Annotated in this window: 19 protein-coding genes; 4 read left to right on the top strand and 15 right to left on the bottom strand. The window is 59.5% G+C overall.

The window, feature by feature from the left end; all coding sequences use genetic code 11:
* Positions 1 to 16: 16 nt before the first annotated feature.
* The 4 genes from miaB to HMPREF2760_RS03975 form a co-directional block, all read right to left on the bottom strand.
* Positions 17 to 1567, bottom strand: coding sequence for a tRNA (N6-isopentenyl adenosine(37)-C2)-methylthiotransferase MiaB (gene miaB / locus HMPREF2760_RS03990; RefSeq protein WP_083304483.1), 1551 nt, complete (start codon positions 1565 to 1567; stop codon positions 17 to 19).
* Positions 1568 to 1575: 8 nt separating this feature from the next.
* Positions 1576 to 2175 carry a recombination regulator RecX gene (gene recX, locus HMPREF2760_RS03985; protein WP_070524501.1) on the bottom strand — a complete coding sequence of 200 codons (600 nt, stop codon included), beginning with the start codon at positions 2173 to 2175 and terminating at the stop codon, positions 1576 to 1578.
* A gap of 9 nt (positions 2176 to 2184) precedes the next feature.
* Positions 2185 to 3318 carry a recombinase RecA gene (gene recA / locus HMPREF2760_RS03980; protein ID WP_070524502.1) on the bottom strand — a complete coding sequence of 378 codons (1134 nt, stop codon included), beginning with the start codon at positions 3316 to 3318 and terminating at the stop codon, positions 2185 to 2187.
* Between the two features lie 238 nt (positions 3319 to 3556).
* The gene (locus HMPREF2760_RS03975) at positions 3557 to 3961 is read right to left on the bottom strand and encodes a hypothetical protein (RefSeq protein ID WP_070563145.1); all 405 of its coding nucleotides are present in this window, start codon (positions 3959 to 3961) and stop codon (positions 3557 to 3559) included.
* Positions 3962 to 4189: 228 nt separating this feature from the next.
* Between HMPREF2760_RS03975 and HMPREF2760_RS03970 the strand changes: the two genes are divergently transcribed.
* From HMPREF2760_RS03970 to HMPREF2760_RS03960, 3 genes are read left to right on the top strand one after another with little or no spacing between them, the layout of a single operon-like run.
* Positions 4190 to 4765, top strand: coding sequence for a biotin transporter BioY (locus tag HMPREF2760_RS03970; protein ID WP_070524504.1), 576 nt, complete (start codon positions 4190 to 4192; stop codon positions 4763 to 4765).
* Between the two features lie 5 nt (positions 4766 to 4770).
* Complete coding sequence (locus HMPREF2760_RS03965; protein ID WP_070524505.1) at positions 4771 to 5463, top strand: energy-coupling factor ABC transporter ATP-binding protein; 693 nt, start codon at positions 4771 to 4773, stop codon at positions 5461 to 5463.
* Between the two features lie 5 nt (positions 5464 to 5468).
* Positions 5469 to 6083, top strand: a complete 615-nt coding sequence (locus HMPREF2760_RS03960; RefSeq protein ID WP_070524506.1) for an energy-coupling factor transporter transmembrane component T family protein — start codon at positions 5469 to 5471, stop codon at positions 6081 to 6083.
* A 12-nt stretch (positions 6084 to 6095) separates the two neighbouring features.
* Here the strand turns inward: HMPREF2760_RS03960 and HMPREF2760_RS03955 are convergent, their stop codons facing one another.
* From HMPREF2760_RS03955 to pgsA, 4 genes are all read right to left on the bottom strand, one after another.
* Positions 6096 to 6932: a PspA/IM30 family protein gene (locus HMPREF2760_RS03955; RefSeq protein ID WP_070531429.1), complete on the bottom strand. Its 837-nt coding sequence runs from the start codon at positions 6930 to 6932 to the stop codon at positions 6096 to 6098.
* A 106-nt stretch (positions 6933 to 7038) separates the two neighbouring features.
* Complete coding sequence (locus HMPREF2760_RS03950) at positions 7039 to 7386, bottom strand: helix-turn-helix domain-containing protein (protein ID WP_070563143.1); 348 nt, start codon at positions 7384 to 7386, stop codon at positions 7039 to 7041.
* A gap of 45 nt (positions 7387 to 7431) precedes the next feature.
* Positions 7432 to 7917, bottom strand: a complete 486-nt coding sequence (locus HMPREF2760_RS03945) for a nicotinamide-nucleotide amidohydrolase family protein (protein WP_070563138.1) — start codon at positions 7915 to 7917, stop codon at positions 7432 to 7434.
* A complete protein-coding gene (pgsA, locus tag HMPREF2760_RS03940; protein WP_198530979.1) occupies positions 7914 to 8504 on the bottom strand; it encodes a CDP-diacylglycerol--glycerol-3-phosphate 3-phosphatidyltransferase in 591 nt (196 codons plus the stop codon). Before pgsA ends, HMPREF2760_RS03945 begins: the two co-directional genes overlap by 4 nt.
* A 47-nt stretch (positions 8505 to 8551) precedes the next feature.
* On the opposite strand from pgsA, the gene HMPREF2760_RS03935 reads away from it, so the two are divergent.
* Entirely contained in the window at positions 8552 to 8842 is a 291-nt protein-coding gene (locus tag HMPREF2760_RS03935; protein ID WP_070524508.1) for a YciI family protein, read from the top strand.
* Positions 8843 to 8885: 43 nt separating this feature from the next.
* Here HMPREF2760_RS03935 and HMPREF2760_RS03930 read toward each other — a convergent pair whose 3' ends face one another.
* From HMPREF2760_RS03930 to dapB, 7 genes are all read right to left on the bottom strand, one after another.
* A complete protein-coding gene (locus HMPREF2760_RS03930) occupies positions 8886 to 10004 on the bottom strand; it encodes a TerC family protein (RefSeq protein ID WP_070524509.1) in 1119 nt (372 codons plus the stop codon).
* Between the two features lie 179 nt (positions 10005 to 10183).
* Positions 10184 to 13432, bottom strand: a complete 3249-nt coding sequence (locus tag HMPREF2760_RS03925) for a DNA translocase FtsK (RefSeq protein WP_070524510.1) — start codon at positions 13430 to 13432, stop codon at positions 10184 to 10186.
* 77 nt (positions 13433 to 13509) lie between these two features.
* Positions 13510 to 14151, bottom strand: coding sequence for a TIGR03085 family metal-binding protein (locus HMPREF2760_RS03920; RefSeq protein WP_070524511.1), 642 nt, complete (start codon positions 14149 to 14151; stop codon positions 13510 to 13512).
* Between the two features lie 43 nt (positions 14152 to 14194).
* On the bottom strand, positions 14195 to 16264 hold the full coding sequence (locus HMPREF2760_RS03915) for a ribonuclease J (protein ID WP_083299156.1): 2070 nt from the start codon (positions 16262 to 16264) through the stop codon (positions 14195 to 14197).
* Positions 16265 to 16266: 2 nt separating this feature from the next.
* Complete coding sequence (gene dapA / locus HMPREF2760_RS03910; protein WP_070524512.1) at positions 16267 to 17175, bottom strand: 4-hydroxy-tetrahydrodipicolinate synthase; 909 nt, start codon at positions 17173 to 17175, stop codon at positions 16267 to 16269.
* 71 nt (positions 17176 to 17246) lie between these two features.
* Positions 17247 to 17996 (bottom strand): FAD-dependent thymidylate synthase, encoded by a 750-nt coding sequence (gene thyX / locus HMPREF2760_RS03905; protein WP_070524513.1) that lies wholly within the window; start codon positions 17994 to 17996, stop codon positions 17247 to 17249.
* Entirely contained in the window at positions 17996 to 18742 is a 747-nt protein-coding gene (gene dapB / locus HMPREF2760_RS03900; protein WP_070524515.1) for a 4-hydroxy-tetrahydrodipicolinate reductase, read from the bottom strand. Before dapB ends, thyX begins: the two co-directional genes overlap by 1 nt.
* Positions 18743 to 19011 lie beyond the last annotated feature (269 nt).

Here is a 19011-nt window from a genome sequence, read left to right as displayed (position 1 = left end):
CGGAGCCTACTCCCTTCTAGCAGCCACAGGAATCAGCGGGAGCGCTGGGCTTGCCGACGCCCGGCAGGCCCAACCCCACCCCAATCGGTGCCGTGGTGGGGGTCTGCCCCGCAGCCGACATGTCGCCGGCCTTGGTGCGGCGGTGCTCACTGACACCGGAATCGGCCATGAGGAAGAAAGAGCCCGCATCCGTCACGGTGGTGTGCACGACATCGCCAGGGCGAATCTCCGCGGAGATGTCCTTGCCCTCACCATCGACGGGAGCAAAGTGAACGAGGCGGCCATCGCGAGCACGACCGGTAAGACGGTGGGTATCGGCGGACTTGCGGCCGCCTTCCGCCTGGACCAGGAGCTCCACGTCGGTGCCAATGAGCTTCGCGTTCTCCTCGGCCTGGATGGAGTCTTGGAGCGCTACGAGGCGCTCGAAGCGCTCCTGCACTACCTCCTTCGGGATCTGGTTCTCCATGACCGCAGCCGGGGTTCCCGGACGCGGCGAATACTGGAAGGTAAACGCGGAGGCAAAGCGGGCGCGACGCACCACATCCAGGGTGGCCTCAAAGTCCTCCTCCGTCTCACCGGGGAAGCCCACGATGATATCGGTGGTGATGGCGGCGTGCGGCATTTTCTCGCGCACTTCGTCGAGGATGCCTAGGAACTTCTTCGTGCGGTAGGAACGGCGCATGTCTTTGAGCACCTTGTCGGAGCCAGACTGCAGCGGCATGTGCAACTGTGGGCACACAGCCGGAGTCTCCGCCATGGCATCGATGACGTCGGAGGTGAACTCTGCCGGGTGCGGGGAAGTAAAGCGCAGGCGCTCAAGCCCCTCGATCTTGCCCACTTCCCGCAGCAGCTTGGAAAAGGCGAAGCGGTCTCGCGGCAGGTCCGGGTCAGCGAAATTGACGCCATAGGCATTGACGTTTTGGCCCAGCAACGTCACCTCGGACACTCCCTGCTCCACCAAGGCCTGAACCTCTGCGAGGATGTCGCCAGGGCGGCGGTCCTCTTCCTTGCCGCGCAGGGAAGGAACGATGCAGAAAGTACAGGTGTTATTGCAGCCCACGGAGACCGATACCCACCCGGCATAGGCGGACTCGCGCTTGGCCGGCAGCACGGAGGGAAAAGCCTCAAGCGCGTCGACGATTTCAACCTGGGCCTCATCATTGTGGCGGGCGCGTTCGAGAAGTGTCGGCAAAGCCGCCATGTTGTGGGTGCCGAATACCGCATCGACCCACGGCGCGTGGTCAAGGACTGTGTCCTTATCCTTTTGCGCCAAGCAGCCGCCCACAGCGATCTGCATGCCGGGGTGGTTTTCCTTGGTTTTCTTCAGCGCACCTAGGGTTCCATACAAACGCTTGTCGGCGTTCTCACGCACAGCACAGGTGTTGAAGACTACGAGGTCAGGCTCGGCGCCATCCGGTGCCGCCGAGTAGCCGGCTTCCTCGAGCAAACCGGAGATGCGCTCGGAGTCATGAACGTTCATTTGGCAGCCGAAAGTCCGCACCTCATAGGTGCGGGGCTGGCTATTGATTTCGGGGGAGCTCACGGGGGGACATTCTAACTGGCCCATCCGGCTACTCATAATGCCTTTAATTCGGCGATGCGCGCATCAAGAGCCTCGATGGATATGCGCATGACAAGTTCCTGGTTGTAGCCGCGCCGCGCGAGCGTTCCCACGATGCGGCGCAGGAATTTGTCCCTTTCATGCCGGTCGGCCGGAACCTTTTTAAGCGTCCGCGCCTTCTTCTCCGCGACCTGGCGGGCGACGGCCTCTTCAGATTCGTCTGTAATCTGCTCTAAGGCTGCGGCCCGATCAGCGGCATCAACGCCCTTCTCCTTGAGCTCCACGTTGAGGGCGCGGGACGACTTGCCGCGCCGCGCATGACGCTGGCGAACCCATTCCTTGGCAAAGCTCGCGTCATCAACAAGGCCGACATCTGCGAGGTCATCAACAACTTCCTCGACCACGTCGGGCTCGAAGTCCGCAGCAACGAGGCGGTCACGCAGTTCCTTGCGGGAACGCGCTCTCTGGTCCAGCAGACCGAGCGCACGAGAACGCACGGGAGCCTTCGCAGCTTCGGCTTCTGCGTCAACTAGCTGTCCGCCCGCGTCACCTGATTCATAGGATTCGAGGGCCTGGCGCAGCTTCTCAATCTTCTCCGATGAGGGTTGTGCCATAGATCCCGTTTAGTCGTCGTCGAAATCGACGTTCGGAACCAGATCCACAGACTCATCCGTCAGCGGATCATCTGCTCCTGGCACATCCATGGCCACGTTGTCGCCACTCTCGGCAGCGGCAGCACCCACACCGAGCTTGACGAAGATCTTCTTCTCAATCTCATCCGCCAGATCCGGATTATCCTTGAGGAAGTTACGAGCCTTCTCCTTGCCTTGGCCCAGCTGGTCACCCTCATAGGTAAACCAGGAACCAGACTTCTTGATGAAGCCGTGTTCGACGCCCAAGTCAATAATGGAAGACTCGCGCGAAATACCTTCGCCATACATGATGTCGAACTCAGCGATCTTGAACGGCGGGGAGACCTTGTTCTTTACAACCTTGAGCTTGGTGCGGTTACCGATGGCATCCTGACCGTCCTTGAGGGTCTGAATGCGGCGAATATCGCAGCGCACCGAGGCGTAGAACTTCAGCGCCTTACCGCCAGTCGTGGTCTCCGGCGAACCAAACATCACGCCGATCTTTTCACGCAGCTGGTTGATGAAGATGGCGGTGGTCCCCGAGTTGTACAGAGCACCCGTCATCTTACGCAGCGCCTGGGACATGAGACGAGCCTGGAGGCCAACGTGGCTATCACCCATCTCACCTTCGATCTCCGCCTTGGGGGTCAGCGCAGCAACCGAGTCAATCACGATGATGTCAATAGCACCAGAGCGCACGAGCATATCGGCGATTTCCAAAGCCTGCTCACCAGTATCTGGCTGGGAGACCAACAGGTTATCGGTATCAACGCCAAGCAGACGTGCGTACTCCGGATCGAGAGCATGCTCAGCATCGATGAAGGCCGCAATACCGCCAGTCTTCTGCGCCGATGCAATCGCGTGCAGAGCAACGGTAGTTTTACCCGAGGATTCCGGACCATAAATCTCCACGATACGGCCACGCGGGAAGCCGCCGACGCCCAATGCGATATCGATGGCCGTATTACCGGAGGAAATAGCCTGGATTGGCGGGCGATCATCATCACCCAGGCGCATAACGGCACCCTTACCAAAATCCTTCTCAATCATCGCCATGGCAGCGTCAAGGGCTTTTTGACGATCATCGCCCTTGCTCGCTGCCGAGGACTTCTTCTTCGTAGCCATTCATTTCCTCACTATCGTGCGTCAGTTGTAGTGCGTTCTTACGCGTTAATTAAAGCTGGCACCTAATTAGACTGCCACGTGGCAGCTGAGGTTCCCTGGCGCGACTCAAACAGCCTTAGCGCCCTCTCCTCAAGCCACGAAGTCACCCTAACGTGCCCGCCGGACCACGTCCCACAATACACACACAAGTGTTCGATTTTCCATTTCGCCCAAGCGCGTGTCCCAGCGACAGCCTCCACTACTGAAGCACCCAAGGACCGTCCTGCTCTTGCCGCGAGAAGGTCACCTTCTCAGCAGTCTGAAGAACGGCCACCTCCTCCCCTAACGAGCTGCAGACATCCAGGTCATCGAGGTTAGCCCTGCTACTCATATACTTGGAATACCCCGACCCTTGCACATCACGGTACAGCTCAACGCTACCCGCCGCCGGTGGCACCCACTCATCATCCTCATCTGTACCTCCCTGCCAGGTTCCATCGCTGGCGGCGAGGACATCCCTTTCGGTAGCGCCAGGGCAAATAATGATCACCCGTTCATACTCCGAATCGAAGATGTCACCGATCGGCATGTCTACGCTTCCCGGCTCCCCTTCCTCGACCCCAGCGGCCTCATCGATATTTTCGATGACGTTCGCGGAATTCACCAACGAACATCCAGCTAGGCCGCCTATGGCCACACCGGAAAGAAGTGCTACTACCCCATAGCGCGCCCTAAGGCACCCTAAACCCTTAAGCCACGCTTGTTTCTGCCCAATTTCCATGCACCAAAGATACCCCGTTCGGGGTGGATGCGCTGCCCAAAATGCATGCTTGAACACTGTTCAAAAGGTACTATTTGCTGCACAGTTATCCCACTGGATAAACTTTGGCCCATGAAAAAGAATTCCGTCGCGACTGACATCGCGTACGTCGCGGTCTTTACCGCACTCATCATAGTCTTTGCTTTTGTCTCTATTCCTACTCCCACCGCGGGCGTACCCATCGTTCTTCAAAACGCGGTCATCATTCTCGCAGGCCTAGTGCTCGGCGGCCGCCGCGGCCTCTTCGTAGGCCTACTCTTCATTGCCCTCGGCCTCGTCGGCCTTCCCATCCTCGCCGGCGGACGTAGCGCGTTGAGCGCTCTCGCCGGCCCCACGGTTGGCTACCTCGTTGGTTATGTGGTCGCCCCGGCCATCGCCGGACTCATCGCCTACCGCGCCCCGCGCAACAAGGGTGGAATGACGCTCATCCTCGCTATCGCCGGCGTCGTTGGCCTCGCCGTCCAGTACTTCTGCGGAATTCTCGGCCTGATGTACCGCTCTGACATGTCCTTCGGTGCAGCCACCATCGCCCAAGGGCCATTCCTCATCCCCGATCTCATCAAGGTCGCCGTAATGGTTGTCATTGCGGTCGGCGTCCACGCAGCGTTCCCAGACCTGATGGGCCGACGCACCGCTAAGGCGAAGTAGCTCCCGTGCCGCTCATTGAATTCCGTAACGTGTCCGTCACCTTCGACGAGACGCCGGTGCTTAACGACGTTTCCCTCAACTTGAGCGAACAACGCATCGGCATCATCGGCGCCAACGGCGGCGGCAAGTCAACCCTCGTCCGGCTCATCAATGGTCTCGGTGAGCCCTCACGCGGTGAGGTCTTGGTGGACAACATGGACGTCGCCAAGCACGGCAAAGAAATCCGGCGCCGCGTGGGATTCGTGTTCTCAGACGCCGAGAACCAAATCGTCATGCCGCAGGTACGCGATGACGTGGAATTCTCCCTGCGGCGCCTCAAGCTGCCTCGGGAGGAACGCACCGCGCGTGTCGACGCCGCACTCGAACGCTTCGACCTCGACGCCCTGGCCGAGCAATCCCCACACTCGCTCTCCGGCGGGCAGAAACAGCTCCTTGCGCTGGCTGCGGTGCTGGTCATGGAACCGACCGTTATCATCGCCGACGAGCCGACAACCCTGCTCGATCTTCGCAACCGTGACCGCATTCGCCGCGAGTTCGCCAGCCTGGAGCAGCAGCTGATCGTCGTTACTCACGACCTCGACTTCCTCTCCGACTTTGACCGCGTTCTGTGCATTGACGACCACCACGTAGCCGCCGATGGAACACCCAACGAGGTCATCCCCTTCTATACGAAGCTCATGGAATCCCGCCCCCTCTAGCGATCATGCCCAAGAACATCCCACTCGGCTTCTATGTCGACGCCGACACCATCATCCACCGCATCCCCGCCGCGGTGAAATTCCTCGTACTCATCGGCTTCATCCTCGTGACTTCGCTGGCCGTTCACACGATCGGCTGGGCAGCGCTAAGCCTCGCTCTCCCTCTTGCCCTCTTCCCCATTGCCCGGGTCCCCTTCCGCGTCGCGCTCGGCCAGCTCGCGCCGCCGCTCTATCTCCTCGTCGCACTCGCTGCTTTTCAGTGGTGGCAGAAGGACTTCACGGAGGCTGCCATCATGTTCCTCACGATTTACGCGGCGATTAGCGCGGCAGTCCTGCTGACACTCACGACGAAAGTCTCGGAGATGATGGACTCCCTGGATCGCGCCGTTGCCCCGCTGGGGCGCCTCGGGGTCCCCGTTGAGAACATCACGCTGGCGATGTCCCTGACTATTCGACTGCTTCCCCTCATGCTGGGAACCGTGGTCGAGGTGCTAGACGCACGAAAAGCCCGGGGCGCCACGGCATCATTAACCGCTTTTGGCACCCCGGTTATCATTCGCTCTATCCGCCGCGCACGCGCCATGGGTGAGGCGCTTCAAGCGCGCGGCGTCGGCGACTAAGCCTATTCTCGCCTATTCTCCGCGCAGCTCGCGCAGGCGAGCCTGAACAGCATCGTTCTGCACGTTCGGCTGAGCCTGGGTTCCTGCCGAGCCGATTGCCTGCTGGGAGTTGCCCTCCACGGCCTTCGGGTTATTCATCTCCGCGCGAATCTGCTCGAGACGGGAGTGGCCAGCCAGTTGCACGCCAGCCTGCTCAATCTCCTGCATACGGTTAGACACGGAGTTCTCCGCGAGCTCTGCCTGGCCCAGGGCCTTGGAGTAACGGCGCTCAATCTTGTCGCGCACCGCGTCCAGGGACGGGGTGTTGCCGTTGGCAGAAAGCTCATTCATCGAGTTGAGGGACTCGGAAACCTTCTCCTGCATCTTGGCCTGCTCAAGCTGGGACAGCAGCTTCGAGCGCTCGTTGACCTTCTCACGCAGGGCCATGCCATTGCGCTCGACGGCCTTCTTAGCCTGCTCCGCCTGCTGCAGTGCCTGATCATGCAGCTTCTTGGTGTCCTCAACAGACTCCTCGGCAGTTACCAACTGGGCGGCGAAGGCTTCTGCTGCGTTCTCATACTCGGTAGCCTTCTGTGCATCGCCTTCAGCACGAGCCTTGTCCGCCAAGTTCAGAGCGTTGCGGGTGTTCTGCTGCAGCTTTTCGATCTCGCTGAGACGGCGGTTGAGCTGCATCTCCAGCTGACGCTGGTTGCCGATGACCGCCGCAGCCTGCTGCGAGAGCTCCTGGTGCTGGCGCTGAGCTTCCTCGATTGCCTGCTCAATCTGTACCTTCGGATCAGCGTTCTCCTCGATCTTCGAATCGAAGAGAGCCATCAAGTACTTCCAGGCCTTTACGAATGGATTCGCCATAACAGAAGGTGCCTTTCTCAGCAGTTCGTTGTGTCTATAAAAAGTGTTCGAAAAGAATTCTCTGCCTGCCTAATATTAGCGAAGCAAGCAGTGCTACGCCGCAGTTCTACGGTTCCGATGCTGCGGGTGCGGTGGACGCTAGCTCCTCATCCATCGATGGCAGCGCCATGTAGCCAGCGGCCTCGATGAGAACATCGGAAACACTGACATCAAGCGCATGGCACACGGATGCCAGAAGCTCAGAGGAAACCTCCTTGCGGCCGCGCTCCAACTCCGAAAGGTATCCCGGGGACACGCGCGCTACACCGGCGAGCTCACGAAGGGTCACGCCCTTATCCGCACGGAAGGCGCGAAGCGTCAGTCCGAGTGCCTCACGCAGCAGCGGCTCAGGGGTCCGCGTCGACCGCGTGCTGGTCTGGGTGGGCTTATCAAGTAATGCAACTGAAGTGTTCATCACTCCGTACAACGGCCCAGCACTCCTCCTTGTTCCCACAATCAACTATTTTTCTTCAAGAGTTGATAGGAGAAGACTCAATGCTGCCTCAACTGCACCGGCACGAATCGCGTTGCGCCCCTCAGCAGAAAGCTCATAGAGGACGCCGCGCTTGGCGACGCCCCCGTCGCCCCTCCCGCACAGCCCCACATACACGGTTCCCGCAGGTTTACCTTCTTGGAGGTCCGGCCCGGCCACACCAGTCAGCCCTAGCCCCCAATCCGCACGCGTTTCGACAACTGCGGCCTCAGCCATCTGCGCGGCAGTAGCGGCAGACACCACGCCTTGATCGTCAAGCTCTTCCACGGTGGTGTTGAGGAAATGTGCCTTGACCTCTGTCGCATACGTCACCAGACCGCCCCGCAACACCGCCGAGGCTCCCGGCACGCTCGCCACAGTGGCAGCGGCTAAACCTGCAGTAAGGGACTCACAGAACGCCACGGTTTCGCCGCGCTCGCGGAGCTTGGACACTAATTGCTTCTCGATGCTCACTGGTTCTCCCTACGGCCATCAATGAGATACTGGATGCCGGTCAGGACAGTAACGAAGGCGGCAGCCAACATGACGAGGAAGCTCGGAAGGTCCATCCACCCCGGCAGCGGACAGAGATACAACGCCACCGCCAAGGTCTGCAGCGCTGTCTTGAGCTTTCCACCTTGGGAAGCCGGCACCACTTTTCCTTGGCGCAGCAAGAAGAAGCGCCAAATAGTAATCCCGAACTCACGGAAAAGAATGACGACGGTGATCCACACGGGCAGAGCACCAGTGATGTTGAGGCACACGAAGGCCGCAGTCATCAGAGCCTTATCCGCGATGGGATCCGCAATCTTGCCGAAATTTGTAATGAGCCCACGCGAGCGTGCAATATCGCCGTCCAGCTTGTCTGTGAGCATGAGGAGCGCAAAGCATACAAAGGCCCACCACTCATGTCCGGCCAGAACCAACCAGGCGAACAGGGGGATAAAGAGGATGCGCAAACTGGTCAAGATATTGGGAAGATTCCAATTGGAGACCTCGGGATTTACATCCGCGGTTTGAGAGTGGTTGTGCGCAGCCTGAGAATCATTCACGCCCTTCATCCTACCGTGGCCTCCCTACCCCTCGCGCGAGCACTACCATGGAAAATATGAAGTACTTCGCTGTCTCCTATGAATACAATCCATCCAACCCAGTCATCGCAAATGTTCGCCCGAAACACCGCGAGTTCATCGGCGCGCTCCATGAGAAAGGCCAGATCTGCGGATCGGGCCCCTTCACCGATTCCAAGGGTGGGGCTCTCATCGTCCTGCAGTTTGAGGACGAGTCAATTGAGGTGGCCGAGGTAATCGCCCTCATGGACCAAGATCCCTTCTACACCGAAGGCGCTGTTACGGGCCGTGCCTTCCGCGAGTGGAATCCCGTTATCAATTCCTTTTAAACTCTTCCCCCCATGCTGCCCGGGACTCGGGCAGCACTCGGAGTTAGGGCAGCTCGGATTTCGGCAGGTCCTCTGCCTTGCCCACAAGCTCTCCCTGCTTGTTACGAACGATCTTGTTGCCAAAATCGTCCCAGTCGTAGTGGTTGTGGGAAATCACCACGCCACCCTGAGTTTGGTCGCGCTTGTCTTTCCACACGGACAGCAACACAGTGATTGCGAGCACGCCGACGATGACCAGCAGCGACATCAGCGTGGAAATCTCCGGCACGGCGGAAACATCCTCACCGCCATTAATAAACGGCAAGTTGTTCTCATGCAATGCGTGGAACAACAGCTTGACGCCGATGAACAGCAGAATGATACCCAGGCCATAGGGCAGGTAAACCAGACGGTCCAACAGGCCATCGATGAGGAAGAACATCTGACGCAGCCCCATGAGCGCGAATGCGTTGGTGGTGAATACCAGGAAGGGCTCCGAGGTAATGCCGTAGATGGCGGGGATGGAGTCGAAAGCAAACATGACGTCGATAAGCCCAATTGCTGCCAGCGCCACGAACAGCGGGGTAAGCGCGAACTTCCCCTTCTTCTCCCCGGACTCTTCACGGTGGGTGAGCTTATCGCCGTGGTAGCGCGGGGTTACGTGTACGACCTTGCGCAGCCATTTGACCACCAACATGTCATTGGGGTCAGTCTCCGGGGCGTCGTTGATCTCATCGATGAGCAGCTTCACTGCGGTGTAAATGAGGAAGATTGCGAAGATGTAGAAGACATCGGACCATGCAGCGATAATTGCCGCGCCCAACAAAATGAAAATGAGACGGAATACCAGTGCCAAAACGATTCCGATGAGGAGCACCTTCTGCTGGTATCTGCGGGGGATTTTGAAGGATCCCATGATGAGCGAGAAGACGAATAGATTGTCCACGCTCAGCGCCTGTTCCGTCACCCAACCGGTGTAGAACTGAGCGGCATGTTCGCTGTCCCACAGCACCCATACAACTCCGCCGAAGACAACGGCGATTGCCATATAGAACAGCGTCCACCCACCGGATTCCTTGAGCGTAGGCTCATGGGGCGAGCGAACGTGGCTGTAGAAATCGAAAATAAAAAAGCCCAGAATCACCACCATGGTGATGGCCCAAACCCACAATGGTACGTGCATAATGCGCTATCCCTCCGGTCGACGCGACAACAAAGACCGGAGGTCTCCCCCGCTAGTGATGCTTACGCAGAGCAACGCTAGCCGGCGCGACCGGGAACTGTACCGCAGTTGCCGTGTTGACGATCGACGCCGAGGATTGGGGTACTCCCCTCCAAGACTCGTCCTATCCTACACGGAACTTAGAACGCACCTGTGGAGGGGTTGGCAGAGATTTCGACGGTGCGGGTATCTGCTGACTCCTCGTCAGCACCGTCAGTGCCTTCAGCTTCCTGGACTTCCTTCGGTGCCTCTGCTGGGTCCGCCCCCTTGATCATCCAAATGATGGTGTCGAGCTCTTCCGGTTTGACCAGCACCTCACGGGCCTTGGAGCCTTCCGATGGCCCGACCACACCGCGTGATTCCATGAGGTCCATGAGTCGGCCGGCCTTGGCGAATCCGATACGCAACTTGCGCTGGAGCATCGAGGTGGAACCCAGCTGGGACGTGACCACGAGGTCGACGGCCTCCAAGAGGTCGTCCATGTCCTTGCCGATCTCCTCGTCGATCTCCTTCTTGGCGTCCTTGGCTTTATCCTCCGTGACACCTTCGGTGTAGTTCGGTGCGCCTTGTGCCTTCGCGGCGTCGACAACCGCCTGCACCTCTTCGTCGGAGACGAACGCGCCCTGCATGCGCACTGGGCGCCCGCCCTGCGGGATAAACAGGCCATCGCCCATACCGATGAGCTTTTCGGCACCACCCTGGTCCAAGATGACGCGGGAGTCCGTGAGCGAGGACGTCGCGAACGCCAGGCGGGACGGCACGTTGGTCTTGATAAGGCCGGTGACCACGTCCACGGACGGGCGCTGTGTTGCGAGCACGAGGTGAATACCCGCCGCACGGGCCTTCTGGGTGATGCGGACGATGGAGTCCTCGATCTCCTTCGGCGCCGTCATCATGAGGTCCGCGAGCTCGTCCACGACGCACACGATGTAGGGGTACGGGCGCATCTCTCGCTGGGAGCCGGCCGGGGCCTGGTATTCGCCGCTGCGAACCTTGCGGTTGAAATCCTCGATCTTGCGCACGCGGGCAGCCTGCATGTCCATGTAGCGCTGCTCCATCTCCTCCACCAGCCATTGCAGGGCCGCAGCAGCCTTCTTTGGCTGCGTAATGATCGGGGTGATGAGGTGCGGGATACCCTCGTAGGGCGTGAGCTCGACCATCTTCGGATCCACCAGGATGAGGCGAACGTCCTCCGGGGTCGCGCGGGTCAGCAGCGAGACCAGCATCGAGTTCACGAACGCCGACTTACCTGAACCGGTTGCGCCGGCCACGAGAAGGTGCGGCATCTTCTTCACGGAGAAGGAGGTGAATTGACCCTCGATGTCCTTACCCAAGCCGATGAGCATCGGATCGTTATCAGCACGCAATGCCGGGGAATCCAAAACATCACGCAGGCGCACCATTTCACGGTCCGCATTAGGCACCTCGATACCGACTGCAGACTTGCCCGGAATCGGGGTCAACAGGCGCAGGTTATCCGTCGCCACTGCATAAGCCAGATTGGACTGCAGGTTGGTAATCTTCGAAACCTTGACGCCTGGTCCCAGCTCAATCTCATAGCGCGTCACTGTCGGGCCACGGCTAAACCCGGTGACCTGGGCATCGACCTTAAACTCCTCAAATACTTCAGTGATGGCTTCGATGATGCGGTCGTTGGCCTCCGTGCGAGCCTTCGCAGGCTTGCCGGCCGTAAGCAGGTCAGTCGTCGGCACGTCATAACCGCCTCCCAGTGCGGTATCTTCCGCACCGCTCGGGGCCGCGGGTGCTTGTTGCGCCGCGTCTTGAACATCCTCGTCGACCTTGGCGCCCGTGCGCGCATCGCGGCCGGAACGCTCCTGGAACATACGGACGGCCTCGGAGTGTGCGGCAGAGACAACGTCCTCCCCGGCCGCCCCAGCAGACGCTACGCTTGCCGACGCCCCCGCGGCTGCCGCCCCCAGCGCCGCACCGGCGGCACCGCCAACGTCTACGCGGGGACGCTTCTGCTGTGCAGGCTTGTGCGCAGGTTTCTCAACCGGCTTCTCGACAGGCTTCGGTGCTGCCTTCTGCTTCTGCTCCGGCTCCGGAACAACGGGGATCTCGTCGGTGTCATCGACGCGGCGCTCGGGCACGGCATCAAAGGAGGGGCGGCCGTGTTGGACCGGTTCCTGCTTCGTGGGCTGTGCCGCCGAGTCAAAGGAGACCGTGGCGTTTTCATCCGGCAGAGCCGGGTAGCTCTGCGTGTGCTGCGTGCGCTGGCGCTGACGCGGACGCGGGGTATGGACCGGGCGCGTGGGGCGCTCGCGCCCCTCGGCAATGGCGTCGATGTCATCGCTGACATAGCCGTAGTCGTCTGCGGAGGCGTCGTCAAGCAGCTCATGCTCCGAGCGGTCCTTCCGGTCACGGAGTCCACCGACGAGTGTAGAGAATTGGGCAGCCACGAAGTCATAGGCTTCGCGCAGAGTGATGCCAGTGATGTTGAGCGCCCCATAGACAATCAACAGGAAGAGCAACGGCACGGCCACGTAGCTAGAGAAGGCTGCTACGAGCAGCTCACCGATAGCAAAACCGATAGCGCCTCCGGCCTCTCCGGCGGCGTTATTATTCCACGTAAGGTCCGGGAGCCCAGCAAAGATATGGATAAGGCTCAGCATGCAGACCACGATCAGGGCCGTGCCGCCAACCACGCGCGGCTTGAAGTGGCCGGCCGGGCCGGAAAGGTCCATCATGAGCGCGATGGCTACGGCGATGAGCGCAACAGGAAGAACATAGGCGCCCGCGCCAATCACATAGCGCACAGCATTGGTGAGGTACTCACCGATAATGCCAGCCACCTGGAACCACGTAGCGCAGGCCAAGACGATGGCCACACCAATCAGCACGAGCGCGACCGCATCCGGGTTGGAGACGCGAATGCTCTTCTCTACCCGGGCGGGGCGCTCCATGATGCTCGTCGGCATCTCGCCGTCAACGTCCTGGGCACGGGTCACCTTGCTTTTCGACGAAGTGCCACCCTCAGCCCTGTTGCTAGTTCTCTTATTCTTCGCGCGTCCAGAAATTTCCCCTGGCTCCCTCACATCGTCGTAATCATCAAAAGCCTCTTCGTCATAGGACGCATCATAAGCGGGATCATAAAGATCCTCGTCCCGATCTCTCGCTTCAGCTGGCTTGAGTCCGGCGAGGCCATGCCCGACTCCCCGCGCCATACTCCCCATGCCCCGGGCCGTAGCGCCAAATACGGTGCCCAGTCCGTGACCAACGGCACGAAAGGCGCTGCCGGTCCTCTCTTCGGAGGTCTCGGCAGCGCGAGTAGCAGACGTCAGCGAGTAGCTTGTGCGGCCCGACGGTCGCGAGCGATTGGCCGTGCGACCTCGGCCGGAGGCGCGAGACGGAGCGTTCTTGACAGACATGATTGCCACTCTAGTAGCAAAAGCCCCATTAACAACATGCGCCACACACGTATGGCGAAGAAAATTAGCGGTTCAGCCTACAGGCTTGACCTTACGATTGCGGATTCATCGCCTTCAATCTCGACATCAGCAGCGTCGCGGCCGAAGGCCCACAAGAGCACCTCGGACACGGTACCTCGTACGCGAACCACAGCGTCGCCTTGTCCAGACACACGATGTCTATCCGCAGCCACGATCGGCGGGAAACCTTGTGGCTCCAGGACAACGGGCAGGCGCGAGTGCGACAGCAGCCGTGTGCCTAGCAGTTTCAACGGCGCCAGTAGCTCTTTGTTGACTGCTCGTGAAAGATCCCTTGGTTCAATGTGGCCATTAGCTCGGCGGAGATCCTCATGGTGGACAAAGTGCTCGGCCGCGTTGAACACGGAGTCTACATAGCGCAGAGGGCTAAACCTAGATGCTCCCCTCCCCCACGCATCCACCAACTCCTCATACGTCATGCCCTCGCGGACCCCATTAGCGACGCTCCGTGCATGAGAGGACAGCGCTGGAATAAAGGAACCGAGCGCTGCATCAGGGCGGTTCTCACGCACCCACAAGTGCGTTGCTAGGTCTCGGGTTGTCCACCCTTCGCACAACGTCGGGGCATCAGGGCCAAGCTCATGGAACAACGCCACCATCTTGGCGCGCTCTGCTGAAGAAAACGACATGCGCCCCAGCATACCCACCGGAGGCGGGAACACTGGGGCGCTTGCGGCCTTAGCTTTAGAGCGATTCGCGGGAAGCGTGAACTTCGTCGTCGTCAGGCAGCAGGATATCCGAGTTCGTCGGAACGATGGTCGGCAGAATCACCGGCTCGCGCTTGTACTTGGAGTCCATGAGCTTCGAGACCTTGCGGCGCAGCTTCTGCACCATGCGGTAGGTATCGTTCTCCCCCTCAGCGGCGAGGTCATTCATGGTGTTCTCCACCATCTCGGCGACCTCAGGCACGATACCGCGATCATCGTCGGAGAAGCCCGTCGTGGACACCGTCGGATGCTCAAGCAGGCGCGACGTGCGGTTATCGATGACACAGGTGATGGAAACGACACCGCCGGCACCCAGGTTGGTGCGGTCCGCGAGGGTATCGGCGTCGACATCACCCATCGACACACCATCGACGTAGAGGTTGCCCACCGGGATCTGGCCGACGACCTCAGCACGGCCGTTGCGCAGATCGACGACAACGCCGTTCTGCGCAAGGACCACGCGATCACGGGCCACACCAGTGGAGACTGCCAGCTCCTTGTTTGCACGCAGGTGGCGCCACTCGCCGTGCACCGGCATGGCATTCTTCGGGCGTGCAGCGTTGTAAAGGAAGAGCAGCTCGCCACCATAACCGTGGCCGGAGGCGTGGACCTTAGCTTCCTTGTTCGTGATGACCTCAGCGCCAATCTGGGACAGCATGTTGATAACGCCGAACACGGCCTCCTCATTACCCGGAATCAGGGAGGAGGAGAAGATGATGAGGTCACCATCGCGGACGGTGATCTGGCGATGCTCACGACGGGCCATGCGGGACAGCGCCGCCATCGGCTCACCCTGGGTACCGGTGGTGATGAGCAGTACCTTGTGCGGAGCCATCTTGGCTGCCTCATCGATCGGGATGATGGTGCCGCGCGGAACCTTCAGGAAGCCCATCTTCTCCGCGATTTCCATGTTGCGCATCATGGAGCGGCCGTTGAACGCAACCTTGCGGCCGGCGGCCACGGCGGCGTCGATAGCCGCCTGCACGCGGTAGACGTTCGAGGCGAAGGAAGCGATGATCACGCGCTGCTTGGCCCCAGAAACTAGGCGCTTAAACGTTGCCGGAATGTCGCCCTCAGAGGCGGACACACCCGGGATGTTGGCGTTGGTGGAATCGCACAGCATGAGGTCCACGCCTTCGTCGCCGTAGCGCGACAGGGCCGGCAGGTCCGTCGGGCGGTTATCCAGCGGGGTCTGGTCCAGCTTGATATCACCGGTGTGGATGATGTTGCCAGCCGGGGTTCCCAGCATGACGCCGAGGGCATCCGGGACGGAGTGGTTCACTGCCCAGAAGCGGCAACGGAACGGACCGTAATTCACATCGGACATCTCATTGACCTCAACGAACTTCGGCTTCTGGCGGTGTTCCTTACACTTGGCAGCAATCAGCGCAATGGTGAAGCGCGAAGCCACGATCGGGATATCCGGGCGCAGCTTCAGCAGCCACGGGATAGCACCAATGTGGTCCTCGTGCGCGTGGGTTACGACGAGCGCCTTGACCTTGTGAATCTTCTTCTCAATCGGACCAAAGTCCGGGAGAATCAGGTCCACGCCTGGCTCACCGGAGGACGGGAAAAGCACACCACAGTCGATGATGAGCATCTCATCCTGGTACTCAAAGACGGTCATGTTTCGACCGATCTCGGAAATACCGCCCAAGGCATAGATACGCAGAGAGTCCTTCTGCTGCTTCGGCGGCTCCGGCAGACGCTTGGTCAGATCCGCGCCTTGCATGGACTTAGGTACATTGCGACGGCCGCGGTTGTTGTTGCGATTGCGGTTGTTACGACCACCGTTGTTGTTATTGCCGTTGTTGTGGTTGTTGTTGCCGCCGCGGCCGCGACCACGGCCGCCACGGGAACCACGAGAACGGGAACGACGGTTGCCGTCGTCAGAGCTTCCAGACTCCTTAGAGGATGCACCGGAAGCAGCCGATTCCTTCGGCGCTTGGAAAACCGGCGAAGCCGCCTCATTCGAGGCGGTCTCGGTCTCCGAAGGCGGACCCGCCTTACGGGTCACCTTGCGGGAACGGTTACGGGATTCAGTCATTCTTAAAGGACTCCAGCCTTTTCCAAATCGTGACGGAGAACCTCAATCTCATCCGCGTCAGCCGCGGAAACCGGGAGACGAGGTTCTCCAACTTCAATGCCCTGCAGGCGCAAGGCAGCTTTAACAAGAGTTGCTCCTCCGAGGCGGCCTTGCGCCTCGACGAGCGGGGACAAAGTTTTCGCGTTGATCTCTCGCGCACGTGCGATATCACCTTCGTCGAAGGCCACGTAGAGATCAGCCAGGGCACGCGGGGCAATATGACCAATCACGGAAATAACGCCTGAAGCACCGAGGGCCAGCCACGGCAAGTTCAGCCCGTCATCTCCGGAGTACCATGCCAATCCGGTTTCCTGGATAAGCGGTGCAGCCGCTACAAGATCGCCCTTGGCGTCCTTGACGGCCTTGATGTTCGGCACTTCCGCGAGGCGAAGAAGGGTCTCCGTCTCAATCGGAATGCCCGAGCGGCCAGGGATGTCATACAGACAAATGGGGAGGTCCACGGCGTCAGCGACAGCGCTAAAGTGCGCATACACACCGGCTTGGGAAGGCTTGGAGTAATACGGAGTTACAACCAAGAGGCTGTCTGCTCCCGCATCAGCGAAAGCGCGCGCTGCTGAAATGCTGGTGGCGGTGTTATTGGTTCCCGCTCCCGCACACAATTTAGCGCGACTGCCTACCTCTTCCTTTACAGCTGCAAACAGCTCCAGTTTCTCATCCAACGACGTCGTCGGTGACTCACCCGTGGTCCCAGCCAAAATGAGCGAATCAATACCGTTATCAACCAGATGAGCTGCCAGGCGACGACCAGCGGACACGTCCAAGGCGCCATCCTGGTCAAATGGAGTGACCATAGCTACGCCTACGCGTCCGAAGGTGTCGACGCCTGTCTGTGCTGTCATACCTGTGCTCATAGGCGTCAAGATTACCCGCTTTCGCCCCTATTGGCCGCATCGGGGTCGTGCGCGAGTCTCCTGCAAAGCCTTTAAGCGTACGGGCTCGAAGCCATTTCGGTCCCGTCGGACAAAGTGGTGATGTGGAAGTCGTCGAAAAGCACCGGCGATTGCTCTCTCAACAGCTTCAAGCATGTCACCGCCAATTGGCGCATCTCAGTATCAGCCTGCTCCGTTGCCCGAGCACCGATAAAGTGGCGCCACGCACGGTAGTTGCCGGTCACTACTATGCGGGACTCTGTGAGATTAGGCAAAACCGCACGCGCTGCCTGCCGCGCCTGCTTCTTACGAAGCAATGCGTTTGGTTCCTCTTCCAGTTTGGACTCGAGGGCGTCGAGCAGCTCTTCGTAGACAAACCGCGCTTCGTCGGCCGCCTGTAGCGTTAACCGCTTTAGCTGCTCATCTTCTGCAATGAACTTGGGCAGCACGACCTCTGCTTCGTCGGAGTGTACGAAGCGTTGTGAAAGCTGGGAGAAGGAGAAATGCCGGTGGCGCACCAACTCATGTGTTGCGGAGCGCGACAACCCTCTTATATACAGCGTCGCGGTGGCATGCTCCAGAAGCGCGTCGTGGCCTACCTCCAAGATGTGGTGCAAATAAGCCTGGTTCGACGCGGTACGAGGATTTGGCTTATCGAAGGACTCGTAACACGCACGCCCAGCAAACTCGACTAAAGCCTCGCTTTCCGACGCCCCCTCGTCCGCCTTCCAATCCACCCCTCGTGGTGCATAAAACGCCGTTGCCGCGATGAGTTGGACATCAAGCTCAGAGACCTTTGCCATTACAGCCCCAGGTACTTCTCAAGCCCCACGGTCAAACCTGCGTGGGAGGAAATCTCGCGCACACCAAGCAAAACACCGGGAGTAAAGGAAGAGCGGTCATAGGAATCTTGGCGGATGGTCAGGGATTGCCCTTGGGTACCGAAGATTACCTCTTCATGCGCCACCATTCCCTGCATGCGAACTGCATGGACGTGGACGCCATCAACGTCTGCACCTCGCGCACCGTCAAGGGACTGCTCGGTCTTGTCCGGCATTGCATCCAGGCCAGCTTCCTTACGAGCCTTCGCAATTCCCTGCGCAGTATGAACCGCCGTGCCGGACGGCGCGTCAAGCTTATTCGGGTGGTGGTATTCAACAACTTCGGCGCTATCGAAGAACTTCGCCGCTTGGGCAGCAAACACCATGGTCAATACAGCTGAGACAGCAAAGTTCGGAGCGATGAGAACGTTGCCAGCGCCCTCCTTCTTAGTCCACTCCTCTACCTTGGCTAGCCGCTCCTCGTCGAAGCCCGTGGTGCCGACAACAGCATGGATTCCATTGGCGATACAAAACTCAAGATTATCCATAACCGAAGCGGGCTGAGTGAAGTCGACGGCAACCTCGGCGCCTGCTTCAACTAGCTTCTCCAGCGGGGTTTCGCGATCAATTTCAGCGACAAGCTCCAGATCTTCTGCAGCGTTGACGCCCTCCACGATTGCCTGCCCCACGCGGCCCTTAGCGCCAAGGACACCCACCTTGATAGTCATTCACAATCCCTTCATACGTGTTCATACGGTTAGCTGTGCCCAGTCTATCCCCGCCGCCGGCAGGGTTTGGGACAGGGCAGAGAGGGCCGCCATAAACCTCGATCAATTGCGTAGTTCACTGGCGTTTAGGCGGTTTTACAACCTGTCACATTTGTATCGCACACCCAATCTATTTTGACGCGGATACCCCCGTTTATAGTAACGACTTGATGTGAATTCACTACTAGCTATAGCCATGTGCGGTGAGGGTCGGTAGAATCATTGTTAGA

Origin of the sequence: Corynebacterium sp. HMSC065D07, assembly GCF_001810695.1 — a bacterium.
Lineage (GTDB): Bacteria > Actinomycetota > Actinomycetes > Mycobacteriales > Mycobacteriaceae > Corynebacterium > Corynebacterium hesseae.
This window is presented reverse-complemented; position numbering and strand designations above follow the sequence as displayed.

What these genes read in the sequence shown, in the direction of transcription:
- HMPREF2760_RS03960 (WP_070524506.1), top strand. Translation starts at nt 5,469, where the DNA reads ATGCCCAAGAACATCCCACTCGGCTTCTATGTCGACGCCGACACCATC.
- HMPREF2760_RS03920 (WP_070524511.1), bottom strand. Translation starts at nt 14,151, where the DNA reads ATGCTGGGGCGCATGTCGTTTTCTTCAGCAGAGCGCGCCAAGATGGTG.
- recA (WP_070524502.1), bottom strand. Translation starts at nt 3,318, where the DNA reads ATGGCTACGAAGAAGAAGTCCTCGGCAGCGAGCAAGGGCGATGATCGT.
- pgsA (WP_198530979.1), bottom strand. Translation starts at nt 8,504, where the DNA reads ATGAAGGGCGTGAATGATTCTCAGGCTGCGCACAACCACTCTCAAACC.
- recX (WP_070524501.1), bottom strand. Translation starts at nt 2,175, where the DNA reads ATGGCACAACCCTCATCGGAGAAGATTGAGAAGCTGCGCCAGGCCCTC.
- HMPREF2760_RS03930 (WP_070524509.1), bottom strand. Translation starts at nt 10,004, where the DNA reads ATGCACGTACCATTGTGGGTTTGGGCCATCACCATGGTGGTGATTCTG.
- HMPREF2760_RS03925 (WP_070524510.1), bottom strand. Translation starts at nt 13,432, where the DNA reads ATGTCTGTCAAGAACGCTCCGTCTCGCGCCTCCGGCCGAGGTCGCACG.
- thyX (WP_070524513.1), bottom strand. Translation starts at nt 17,996, where the DNA reads ATGGCAAAGGTCTCTGAGCTTGATGTCCAACTCATCGCGGCAACGGCG.
- HMPREF2760_RS03950 (WP_070563143.1), bottom strand. Translation starts at nt 7,386, where the DNA reads ATGAACACTTCAGTTGCATTACTTGATAAGCCCACCCAGACCAGCACG.
- HMPREF2760_RS03935 (WP_070524508.1), top strand. Translation starts at nt 8,552, where the DNA reads ATGAAGTACTTCGCTGTCTCCTATGAATACAATCCATCCAACCCAGTC.
- dapB (WP_070524515.1), bottom strand. Translation starts at nt 18,742, where the DNA reads ATGACTATCAAGGTGGGTGTCCTTGGCGCTAAGGGCCGCGTGGGGCAG.
- HMPREF2760_RS03915 (WP_083299156.1), bottom strand. Translation starts at nt 16,264, where the DNA reads ATGACTGAATCCCGTAACCGTTCCCGCAAGGTGACCCGTAAGGCGGGT.
- HMPREF2760_RS03970 (WP_070524504.1), top strand. Translation starts at nt 4,190, where the DNA reads ATGAAAAAGAATTCCGTCGCGACTGACATCGCGTACGTCGCGGTCTTT.
- dapA (WP_070524512.1), bottom strand. Translation starts at nt 17,175, where the DNA reads ATGAGCACAGGTATGACAGCACAGACAGGCGTCGACACCTTCGGACGC.
- miaB (WP_083304483.1), bottom strand. Translation starts at nt 1,567, where the DNA reads ATGGGCCAGTTAGAATGTCCCCCCGTGAGCTCCCCCGAAATCAATAGC.
- HMPREF2760_RS03955 (WP_070531429.1), bottom strand. Translation starts at nt 6,932, where the DNA reads ATGGCGAATCCATTCGTAAAGGCCTGGAAGTACTTGATGGCTCTCTTC.